Origin of the sequence: Flavobacterium sp. (genome assembly GCF_035456225.1) — a bacterium.
Classification (GTDB): domain Bacteria; phylum Bacteroidota; class Bacteroidia; order Flavobacteriales; family Flavobacteriaceae; genus Flavobacterium.
The window spans coordinates 1-10175 of sequence record NZ_DATIDM010000190.1; the positions used below are offsets into that span (position 1 = coordinate 1).

10 protein-coding genes are annotated in these 10175 nt (G+C 37.4%); 6 read left to right on the forward strand and 4 right to left on the reverse strand.

Annotated elements, in window-relative coordinates:
• The first annotated feature begins 119 nt into the window (after positions 1 to 119).
• On the forward strand, positions 120 to 1442 hold the full coding sequence (gene mtaB / locus VLB74_RS11405; protein ID WP_325203582.1) for a tRNA (N(6)-L-threonylcarbamoyladenosine(37)-C(2))-methylthiotransferase MtaB: 1323 nt from the start codon (positions 120 to 122) through the stop codon (positions 1440 to 1442).
• A gap of 102 nt (positions 1443 to 1544) precedes the next feature.
• Here the strand turns inward: mtaB and VLB74_RS11410 are convergent, their stop codons facing one another.
• Both VLB74_RS11410 and VLB74_RS11415 read right to left on the reverse strand, forming a co-directional pair.
• Positions 1545 to 1901, reverse strand: a complete 357-nt coding sequence (locus VLB74_RS11410; protein ID WP_325203583.1) for a hypothetical protein — start codon at positions 1899 to 1901, stop codon at positions 1545 to 1547.
• 266 nt (positions 1902 to 2167) lie between these two features.
• Positions 2168 to 2452 (reverse strand): GNAT family N-acetyltransferase, encoded by a 285-nt coding sequence (locus VLB74_RS11415; RefSeq protein ID WP_325203584.1) that lies wholly within the window; start codon positions 2450 to 2452, stop codon positions 2168 to 2170.
• A 207-nt stretch (positions 2453 to 2659) separates the two neighbouring features.
• Here VLB74_RS11415 and VLB74_RS11420 point away from each other — a divergent pair, with 207 nt between their 5' ends.
• Genes VLB74_RS11420 through VLB74_RS11430 form a run of 3 tightly spaced genes read left to right on the forward strand, consistent with a single transcriptional unit; the run spans position 2660 to position 4593 of the window.
• Positions 2660 to 3316: an alpha/beta hydrolase gene (locus tag VLB74_RS11420; protein WP_325203585.1), complete on the forward strand. Its 657-nt coding sequence runs from the start codon at positions 2660 to 2662 to the stop codon at positions 3314 to 3316.
• 9 nt (positions 3317 to 3325) lie between these two features.
• On the forward strand, positions 3326 to 4216 hold the full coding sequence (locus VLB74_RS11425) for a lytic transglycosylase domain-containing protein (RefSeq protein ID WP_325203586.1): 891 nt from the start codon (positions 3326 to 3328) through the stop codon (positions 4214 to 4216).
• Positions 4217 to 4227: 11 nt separating this feature from the next.
• Positions 4228 to 4593, forward strand: a complete 366-nt coding sequence (locus tag VLB74_RS11430; RefSeq protein ID WP_325203587.1) for a sulfite exporter TauE/SafE family protein — start codon at positions 4228 to 4230, stop codon at positions 4591 to 4593.
• Here the strand turns inward: VLB74_RS11430 and VLB74_RS11435 are convergent, their stop codons facing one another.
• Positions 4594 to 5298: a TlpA family protein disulfide reductase gene (locus VLB74_RS11435; protein WP_325203588.1), complete on the reverse strand. Its 705-nt coding sequence runs from the start codon at positions 5296 to 5298 to the stop codon at positions 4594 to 4596.
• A 143-nt stretch (positions 5299 to 5441) separates the two neighbouring features.
• The gene (locus VLB74_RS11440; protein ID WP_325203589.1) at positions 5442 to 5957 is read right to left on the reverse strand and encodes a DUF2892 domain-containing protein; all 516 of its coding nucleotides are present in this window, start codon (positions 5955 to 5957) and stop codon (positions 5442 to 5444) included.
• A gap of 251 nt (positions 5958 to 6208) precedes the next feature.
• On the opposite strand from VLB74_RS11440, the gene rpmH reads away from it, so the two are divergent.
• Complete coding sequence (gene rpmH / locus VLB74_RS11445) at positions 6209 to 6370, forward strand: 50S ribosomal protein L34 (RefSeq protein ID WP_008464848.1); 162 nt, start codon at positions 6209 to 6211, stop codon at positions 6368 to 6370.
• Between the two features lie 114 nt (positions 6371 to 6484).
• Positions 6485 to 9337: a carbamoyl-phosphate synthase large subunit gene (carB, locus tag VLB74_RS11450; protein ID WP_325203590.1), complete on the forward strand. Its 2853-nt coding sequence runs from the start codon at positions 6485 to 6487 to the stop codon at positions 9335 to 9337.
• The last annotated feature ends 838 nt before the right edge of the window (positions 9338 to 10175 follow it).

A 10175-nucleotide genomic window follows, 5' to 3' on the forward strand; every position in this document is an offset into this window, starting at 1 on the left:
TTTATTGGAATGTGTAAATAATTAAAATATAGTGGTTTGTTGATTTTATCATACGGATTATTGTATGTAAATTTGCCAACTCAATTTTTTGACAACGATTTCATTAATTGAGCTTACTTATGGAAAACAAAAAGAAAGTAGCGTTCTACACGCTGGGCTGTAAACTGAATTTTTCAGAAACATCAACAATTGCACGTAATTTTCAGGATGAAGGTTTCGACCGCGTTGATTTCGAAGAGGTTGCCGATATTTACGTAATAAATACCTGTTCGGTTACCGAAAATGCCGATAAACAATTCAAACAGATTGTAAGAAAAGCAATGAAGCTTAATGATAAGGCTTTCGTTGCGGCCGTGGGCTGTTATGCGCAGTTAAAACCTGAAGAACTTGCCGATGTGGATGGAGTGGATCTGGTTTTAGGTGCCACAGAAAAATTCAAAATTACCGATTATCTCAACGATTTGTCCAAGAATGATATGGGTGAAGTACATTCATGCGAAATCGAAGACGCTGATTTTTATGTCGGCAGTTATTCGATAGGTGACAGGACACGCGCTTTTTTGAAAGTTCAGGACGGATGCGATTATAAATGTACGTATTGTACGATTCCGTTGGCGCGAGGAATTTCCAGAAGTGATACGATGGAAAACGTACTTAAAAACGCCAAAGAAATTTCACAACAGGGAATTCGGGAAATTGTTTTGACCGGAGTAAATATCGGTGATTACGGTAAAGGTGAGTTTGGAAATAAAAAGCACGAGCATACCTTTTATGAATTAGTTCAGAATCTGGACAAAGTGGAGGGGATTGAGCGTTTGCGTATTTCATCCATTGAACCCAATCTTCTGAAAAACGAAACCATCGATTTCGTAGCACAAAGCCGAACGTTTGTACCGCATTTCCATATTCCGTTACAATCGGGCAGCAATGAGATTCTGAAAAAAATGAAACGTCGTTATATGCGTGAATTGTATATCGAACGTGTTGCTAAAATACGCGAAGTAATGCCGGATGCTTGTATCGGTGTGGATGTGATTGTCGGCTTTCCGGGTGAGACCGATGAACTGTTTTTGGAGACTTACCATTTCCTGAACGAGCTGGATATTTCTTATTTACACGTATTTACCTATTCGGAAAGAGATAATACTGAAGCAACAGTTATGGAAGGCGTTGTACCGTCTAATGTTCGTGCAAAACGAAGTAAGATGTTACGTGGACTTTCGGTCAAGAAAAGACGTGCTTTTTATGAGAGTCAGATCGGAACTAACAGAACGGTTTTATTTGAAGGGGAAAATAAAGAAGGTTATATTCACGGGTTTACCGAAAACTATGTAAAAGTAAAAACGCCTTGGAATCCGGAATTGGTCAATACACTACACGAAATCAAACTCACAAGAATTGACGAAGACGGAAGTGTTCGATTGGAGTTCGTGAATAATTAGAGAAAAGAGTCAAGAAGCAAGAGTCAAGAAGCAAGAGGGTGAATAGACTACTGTATTAGTTGTCTTTTTCTTGTTTCTTGGCTCTTGTCTCTATTTCCTTTTTTAATATTTATAATGGAATCGCAGCTTGGTAACTCGGTAAACATTATCGCCCAATTGTTCCACAAATTCAAATTTGTTACGTCCGGACTGGATAAAGGAAATAATCGATCGGGCGGAAATTTCATAATACATCCCGTTGCCTTCCAGCATAAAGCGATCGCCGGTATATCGGTAGGCTGATCGGATTAAATCGAATTCAAAAAGATTCCACGTGGTGTAATCGGCCGAAAAATCACCTGAAGAAGCACAAATACCTTCGGTAATATCTGTTTGGCAGCCGTAATATTTATCAATGTCTTCAAAAAAATGAAGGATATCGGTGTAGAATTCTTCTTGGTCCATGGTATAAATATACATTTTTTTTGAGATGTAAAAAATCGATTGGGAGACATAATACTTTTAAAGTAAGTTTCGAAAACAGCTGATATTCTTCGTGATTGAACTGCATTAATAAGGAGAGTTGTAAAAATCTGAAATCTAAAAGGTGTAAAATGAATTATTGCTTTTCGGAATAATCCTGTAGTTCAGCAATGATTTGATATGGACAAAAAAAGTTAAAGGTCGATTTCAACAGAAACCGACCTTTAACTTTTTTAGGTTTTAGGATTATATTCTTTAGTGAATCAAATTTTTATCCCTGGAGGGAGTAATCCTTTATATACAGGATTTTTTCTGAAAAAAGCGGCCACTTTTGGATGAATGGGTACCACTTTCCATTTTTTTTCTTCTGCGACCATCAGAATCTGTTTTAAAAAATCCGACATGGTCTCTGAACCTTCAAATTGCTCCGGAACATTCACCTTCGAAAGAAAAATTTTTTTCTCCTGAAATGAATATTCCACCGTTAATAACTGACCGTCAACAGTCGTTTCGAACTGCCTTGAGAATTCATTGTTCTTAATAATCATTTGAGGAATTGTGTTGGTGGATAAATACAATGCAAAGGTACTTATTTGATAATCAATATCAAACTGTTTTGAAAGCTATTGGAAGAAGTTGGTGCAAATTTGATTTTGGTTAAAATTTATGTTTTTCAAAGTCTTATATAATAGGGAAAAGTGCTATTTTTATGAAAATTTCAAGGCTGTGGTTCAGCTGAATTTAAATTCCACTCAATGAGTAAAATACCTGTTTATTTCATGCCGGGTTTGGCAGCCAGTCCGAAAATTTTCGAAAGGATAAAGTTGCCTGAAGACCAATTTGAGACAATTTTGTTGGAATGGTTTTTGCCGGAGAAAAATGAAACGCTGTCACACTATGCAAAAAGAATGGCTGAAAAAATAAAGCACGATGACGCTGTTTTAATTGGTGTTTCTTTTGGTGGGATTTTGGTTGAGGAAATCGCAAAGATTAAACCTGTTCGGAAAACCATTATCGTCTCAAGTGTAAAGTGTAAGAAAGAGTTTCCCGGAAGAATGAAGTTTGTCAGGAATACTAAAATGTACAAACTTATTCCAACGAGCCTTTTTTCTAATGTGGAATACCTTTTGCGGTATAGTACAAGTCCGAGAATGAAAGAGCGTCTGGAATTGTATAAAACCTATCTTTCGGTAAATGATGTGAAGTATCTGGACTGGGCCATTGAAAACGTCCTAATGTGGAATAGGGCCGAAGCGGATGAAAAGGTTGTCCATATTCATGGGGACAAAGACGATGTGTTTCCGATTGAGAATATTAAAAATTGTATAGTGGTAAACGGAGGTACACATGCCATGATTTTGTTTAAGTACAAATGGATGAATGAGAATCTTCCAAGGATAATAACCGAATAAAATAAGATTATGAAATTGATTAGAAGAGTTATGGCAGTTGCGGCAGTGATTGTTGTAAGTGGACTATTTATTTATGCGGTTTCAGCCGTAACAACGGGAAAAGGATATGAATTCACGAGAATACCTGTAGAGATGGATTTTGCAGGTGAAAAGGTTCCGTTGAAAATTTCGGATGTAAGTGAACGTTTTGATCGGGAACTGACCGTGAATGTAAATCTTCATGCTACAACCGAACTGGTCATAAAAAGGGCTAATCGCGCTTTCCCGGTTATCGAACCTATCCTGAAGAAAAACGGTGTTCCGGACGATTTTAAATATCTCGCTGTTATTGAAAGTGGTTTGGCCAATGTGACATCGCCTTCAGGTGCGAAAGGGGTTTGGCAGTTTATGCCTGAAACGGCAAAAGAGTTCGGGATGGAAGTAAATGAAATTGTGGATGAGCGCTATCATCTTGAAAAATCCACCGAATTGGCATGCAAGTATCTGTTGAAAGCCAAAGCGAAATTTGGAAACTGGACAATGGCGGCTGCTTCTTATAATGGCGGAGTGAATGGAATGGATCGTTTCATGGCGGCTCAAAAAGTGACAGATTATTATGATTTGCTGGTTAATGAAGAGACGTCTCGTTATGTTTTCAGGATTTTAGCTTTGAAAGAGATAATGCAAAACCAGCAGAAATACGGTTATGCATTGCCAAATGAGGTTCTTTACAAACAGATTCCGACCAAAAAGATTGAAGTGACGGCTGATATTCCGGATTTAGCCGCTTTTTCAATAGAACAGGGAATTAATTATAAAATCCTGAAAATCCATAATCCTTGGTTGAGAGATAAGTCTTTGGTAGTGCAACCGGGTAAAGTTTATGCAATTGAAATTCCGTTAGAAGGGTATACAAGGTAAAAATGAGATCCATGACATTAACTATAGTTTTTGCTTTAATAGCCATAGGTTTGTTGGCGGGGATGTTAAGCGGGTTGGTTGGAATTGGTGGCGGAATAATTATGGTTCCGCTTTTGCTGTTGTTGGGATTTTCACAGCACCAGGCTCAAGGAACCAGTCTTGCTGTGCTGTTGCTCCCGGTTACGGCTGCAGCTGTGTATAATTATTATAAAGAGGGTTATCTCGATTGGCGCTATGCTGCTCTCATGGCGGTTTTTTTTGTCATCGGAGGCTATTTTGGGAGCAAGTTGGCGGTTTCCATCGATGCCAAAATGCTGAAGAAAGTCTTTGGAGTGCTATTGCTGATTGTGGCTGGAAAGATGATTCTGGGGAAATAATCATTTTGAGATTCCTTCCTTGTTTTTGAATCCGTCTTCATTTGTGATTAAAGGACTGATGCCTTCGTAAAAGCGTTCATAATTTAAGGAGAAAGATTGGTCGTAGGACATTTTGTCTCCCAGGTTGATACCGCCCCTGCGGATGTCAATTAAATTCATCCCTTCATCAATTAAAAAAGTGGTTGGTATTCCAAGCGTGTGTTTTAATGTAGAAACAAGATAGTCGTCCTTATTGTAGGTTTCATGCGCGTAGCAAACTTCTATTGGGTCATTGAATTGACTGGCTATTTTTTTGATTTCTTCCTTTCTGTTCCAAAAAACAACCACGATTTGAATGTTTTTTCCGTATTTCTTGGCGAGTTTGTTTAAGGCTGAAATTTCGCCATTGGATGTAAGACACCATGAGGAATAGGTAAGGAGGTATACAGGTTTTTTAATTTTGTTGAGAAAAAGTCTTCTTTTATTGATGCGATGGAAGCTGAAATTATCAAATTTTGTTCCGATAAGGGAATTGTGAATTAGGGAATCAAAGAGTTTTTTTCCAAGCTTGTCATCACCTCTTTCGTAAGCAGCATTGGCTTCTTTTATGTAAGTTTTGATGTTTTTGTGGATGTTGTATGAAAACAAAGCATGTGCGTCGTCTTGTGCAACAGCTGCACAAGACAGAAGAAAAACGACCATGATTTTTAAGTAAAAATGCAGCATATTCTCTGTTTTGAATCGATAAAATTACGTTTAAAACCGTTGAATTGCTTTTTTTTCCGATGAGTGGCTCAAATACTCGTCAGGATACGTTTTGATACAAAAAAAGCGCTTAAAAAGCGCTTTTAATATTGAAAATCAAATAGTTATATTTTTTTCATTTGCTCTTTCATCATTTTGATCTGATCCTTAAGCATATTTTGTTTGTCAAGTTTTTTTGCCTCATTCAATAAGTTGGTGGCTTCCACTTTTCTTCTTCTTGTCATGGCGATTCCAGCTAATTGCAATTTAGCCAAAGCCAGATCCTGATCCATACTTAAACCTAATTCGATAGCTTTTTTGAAATATTTTTCAGCAGCCGACAAATTGGTCTGTGATACCATGATTCCGTTAAGGTAGTTAAAATAACCTTGTTGTTTTCTAACCAAAGCGGTTTCCGGGTTTTTGATATAGGCAAGCCATTTACCGGCACCTTCCAGATTTTGTTTTCTCAACTGAAGGAAAGCCAGTAAAATGAATTCGTTTTTAAAATAAAGTAAAATAAAGATTGATGAGAAAAGAATCAGGAAAATACCGTTTCCGATGTTATCTTCCGTGAATTGCCAAATCCCTAATGCGATAACCAATCCTGCTAAAATCAATTTAATATTTCTGTGAAACATAGCGTTTTTATTTTTAAGTTTGCAAATGTAATAAATAGAAATGAGCAACTGAAAAAAGTTTTTTCAAAGTAATGAAATTCCTTAAAAACGTTATTCTGACTGTTTATGAAACGATATCCTGACAGAAGTTTAAAAAAATTTTCTAAACCACTTGCCAGAAATAAAAGTCTTTGTATATTTGCACTCGGTTTTGAAGCGAGGTTAATTTCAAAGCTGAACATATTTAAAAACACGATTTAAAGATAAAAGCAATGAGTAAGAGAACGTTTCAACCATCGAAAAGAAAAAGAAGAAACAAACACGGTTTCATGGATAGAATGGCTTCTGCTAACGGAAGAAAAGTGTTAGCGCGTAGAAGAGCAAAAGGAAGACATAAGTTAACGGTTTCATCTGAGCCTAGACACAAAAAATAATGATTTTTAAATCATAAATAGAGCGTTACTTTTTATCAGTAACGCTTTTTTTATACCTTATTGAGAATAAAGACATAACTTTACGTGTCTTAATAATTACAACAACACAACACAATGCCAAAAGACAATTCAATCAAATCGGTTTTAATTATTGGTTCGGGACCAATTGTAATCGGACAAGCCTGCGAGTTTGACTACGCAGGATCACAATCTGCACGATCATTAAGAGAAGAAGGAATTGAAGTTATCTTAATTAACTCCAATCCGGCAACCATCATGACAGATCCGTCAATGGCGGATCACGTGTACTTGAAACCACTAACGACAAAATCAATCATTGAAATCTTAAAAGCGCATCCGCAAATTGATGCCGTTTTGCCTACAATGGGAGGACAAACCGCATTGAATCTTTGTTTGGAAGCGGATGAAAAAGGCATCTGGACAGATTTTGGAGTTCGATTAATCGGGGTTGATGTTAACGCTATCAATATTACGGAAGACAGAGAGCAATTCAAACAATTGTTAGAGCGAATCGAAATTCCGACTGCACCTGCAAAAACGGCAAATTCATTCCTTAAAGGTAAAGAAATTGCACAGGAATTCGGATTCCCGCTGGTAATTCGTCCTTCGTTTACCTTAGGGGGAACCGGAGCTGCTTTCGTATTTAAGAAAGAAGATTTCGACGATTTGTTGACACGTGGTCTTGAAGCTTCTCCAATTCACGAGGTACTTATTGATAAAGCACTTTTAGGTTGGAAAGAATACGAATTAGAATTACTTCGCGATAAAAACGACAATGTTGTAATCATCTGTACCATCGAAAATATGGACCCAATGGGAATCCATACCGGAGACAGTATTACAGTAGCACCTGCGATGACGCTTTCGGACAGAACGTTCCAGAAAATGCGAGATATGGCAATTCTGATGATGAGAAGTATCGGAAACTTTGCAGGAGGTTGTAACGTACAGTTCGCCGTTTCACCAGATGAAAAAGAAGATATCGTAGCGATTGAGATCAACCCGCGTGTATCTCGTTCTTCTGCTTTAGCATCAAAAGCAACCGGATATCCAATCGCTAAAATTGCTACAAAATTAGCTTTAGGGTATACACTTGACGAATTACAAAACCAGATTACGAAATCAACTTCCGCTTTATTCGAACCGACTTTGGATTACGTTATCGTAAAAATCCCGCGTTGGAATTTCGATAAATTTGAAGGAGCCGACAGAACATTAGGTCTTCAGATGAAATCGGTTGGAGAGGTGATGGGAATCGGACGTTCGTTCCAGGAAGCTTTGCATAAAGCGACTCAGTCATTGGAAATCAAACGTAACGGTTTGGGAGCGGACGGAAAAGGGTATACCAATTACGATCAGATTATTGAGAAATTAACATACGCCAGCTGGGATCGTGTATTTGTGATTTATGATGCGATTGCAATGGGTATTCCGTTAAGCAGAATTCATGAAATCACTAAAATCGACATGTGGTTCCTTAAACAATACGAGGAATTGTATGTGTTAGAGCGTGAAATTTCAAAATACAAAATAGATACGTTACCGAAAGAATTGCTTTTGGAAGCGAAACAAAAAGGGTTTGCAGACCGTCAGATTGCTCACATGATGGGTTGTCTTGAAAGTCAGGTATACAACCTGCGCGATCAAATGGGAGTGAACCGTGTTTATAAATTGGTAGATACTTGTGCTGCCGAGTTTAAAGCGAAAACACCTTACTACTACTCAACCTTCGAAGCGGAAATCCAGAAAGCCGACGGTACTCGTTTCGTAGATAATGAGAGTGTAGTTACAGATAAGAAAAAAGTAATCGTTTTAGGTTCGGGACCAAACCGAATCGGACAGGGAATTGAGTTTGATTACTCTTGTGTTCACGGCGTTTTAGCTGCTGCTGAATGTGGTTATGAAACGATCATGATCAACTGTAACCCTGAAACGGTTTCCACGGATTTCGATACGGCAGATAAATTATACTTCGAACCTGTTTTCTGGGAGCATATCTACGATATTATCCGTCATGAGAAACCGGAAGGTGTAATCGTGCAGTTAGGAGGTCAGACGGCACTTAAATTGGCTGAAAAACTTTCTAAATACGGAGTTAAGATTTTAGGAACAAGTTTCGATGCTTTGGATTTAGCCGAAGACAGAGGGCGTTTCTCAGATTTGTTGACAGAATTACATATCCCGTTCCCGAAATTCGGTATCGCGGAAAGTGCTGAAGAAGCATCAAAATTAGCGGATTCATTAGATTTTCCATTGTTGGTTCGTCCATCTTATGTATTGGGTGGTCAGGGAATGAAAATTGTAATCAATAAACAGGAATTGGAAGAGCATGTTATTGATTTGTTGAAATCGATTCCGGGTAATAAATTATTGTTAGACCACTATTTGGATGGTGCAATCGAAGCAGAAGCAGATGCGATCTGTGATGGTGAAAACGTTTACATCATCGGTATCATGGAGCATATCGAGCCTTGTGGGGTTCACTCCGGAGACAGTAACGCGACTTTGCCGCCATTCAATATTGGTGAGTTTGTGATGCAGCAAATTAAGGATCATACGCATAAAATCGCATTGGCACTGAAAACTGTTGGTTTGATCAATATTCAGTTTGCTATTAAAGATGATATCGTTTACATCATTGAAGCGAATCCGAGAGCATCACGTACAGTTCCGTTCATTGCAAAAGCGTATGGTGAGCCGTATGTAAACTATGCTACAAAAGTAATGTTGGGTCACAATAAGGTAACCGACTTTACATTCAATCCGCAATTGAAAGGATTTGCGATCAAGCAACCGGTATTCTCTTTCAGTAAGTTTAAAAATGTAAACAAAGCGTTAGGGCCTGAAATGAAATCAACTGGAGAAAGCATCTTGTTTATTGACGACTTGAAAGATGACCAATTCTATGAGTTGTATTCACGCAGAAAAATGTACTTGAGTAAATAATCTCAATTTGGTTATAAAAAGAAAGAGGTTGTCTAAAAAAGGCAGCCTCTTTTTTTATCGATATTACCTTAAAATTTGACTACAAAATCAATTCTTTATTTGCTTTTTAACGAAAAAACAAGATAAAGACCTACCGTTTGGACATATCTAAAAATAGCACACGGATCTTACGGGTTAAACAGATCAAACGGATTTACACAGATAAAATCCAAAGTGATTTTAAAAAAAACTGGTCGTGATTTATGTCAAATCTTTAGTTTATGTCAAAAATCTGTGCAAATCAGTTTGATCAGTGTCATCCTTGGTCTAATGCATTATGTATAACACTTGTGTCCTACACTGTGCAGCGGGGTTGTTTTAAAAAAACAGAAATTTATTCCTGATAATATTCTATTTTTATATTTCATAAAAATCAAATAAATAATGGATATATCTTTTACAGAATGGGTAGGTTATCTGGCATCATTAGTGTTGATGGTTTCATTTCTTATGAAAAATATTAATACTTTACGGATAATAAATTCGATAGGATGCCTGCTGTTTGTTCTTTATGGATTTATGCTGGCAACTTCCTGGCCGGTAATCATTACGAATGCCTTTATATTAGGTGTCAATATTTTTTATTTGTCCAAAAAACAATCTCCGAATAACAAGTCAGATACTGGGCAAAGTTAATCCTTTCGTAAAAAAAAATGTGCAAGCGCGAAAGGATTCGCACGGGAGCAGGTGGCTGAGCTCGAACAGGATACTTGCGCTAAAGGGAAAAATTTGTATAAATCACAATCAGTTTTTATTATCACTTTGGATTTTATTTGCGTAAATCAGTTCAATCCGGATG

What these genes read in the sequence shown, in the direction of transcription:
- VLB74_RS11435 (WP_325203588.1), bottom strand. Translation starts at nt 5,298, where the DNA reads ATGCTGCATTTTTACTTAAAAATCATGGTCGTTTTTCTTCTGTCTTGT.
- VLB74_RS11415 (WP_325203584.1), bottom strand. Translation starts at nt 2,452, where the DNA reads ATGATTATTAAGAACAATGAATTCTCAAGGCAGTTCGAAACGACTGTT.
- VLB74_RS11425 (WP_325203586.1), top strand. Translation starts at nt 3,326, where the DNA reads ATGAAATTGATTAGAAGAGTTATGGCAGTTGCGGCAGTGATTGTTGTA.
- VLB74_RS11410 (WP_325203583.1), bottom strand. Translation starts at nt 1,901, where the DNA reads ATGTATATTTATACCATGGACCAAGAAGAATTCTACACCGATATCCTT.
- VLB74_RS11440 (WP_325203589.1), bottom strand. Translation starts at nt 5,957, where the DNA reads ATGTTTCACAGAAATATTAAATTGATTTTAGCAGGATTGGTTATCGCA.
- VLB74_RS11430 (WP_325203587.1), top strand. Translation starts at nt 4,228, where the DNA reads ATGACATTAACTATAGTTTTTGCTTTAATAGCCATAGGTTTGTTGGCG.
- rpmH (WP_008464848.1), top strand. Translation starts at nt 6,209, where the DNA reads ATGAGTAAGAGAACGTTTCAACCATCGAAAAGAAAAAGAAGAAACAAA.
- mtaB (WP_325203582.1), top strand. Translation starts at nt 120, where the DNA reads ATGGAAAACAAAAAGAAAGTAGCGTTCTACACGCTGGGCTGTAAACTG.
- carB (WP_325203590.1), top strand. Translation starts at nt 6,485, where the DNA reads ATGCCAAAAGACAATTCAATCAAATCGGTTTTAATTATTGGTTCGGGA.
- VLB74_RS11420 (WP_325203585.1), top strand. Translation starts at nt 2,660, where the DNA reads ATGAGTAAAATACCTGTTTATTTCATGCCGGGTTTGGCAGCCAGTCCG.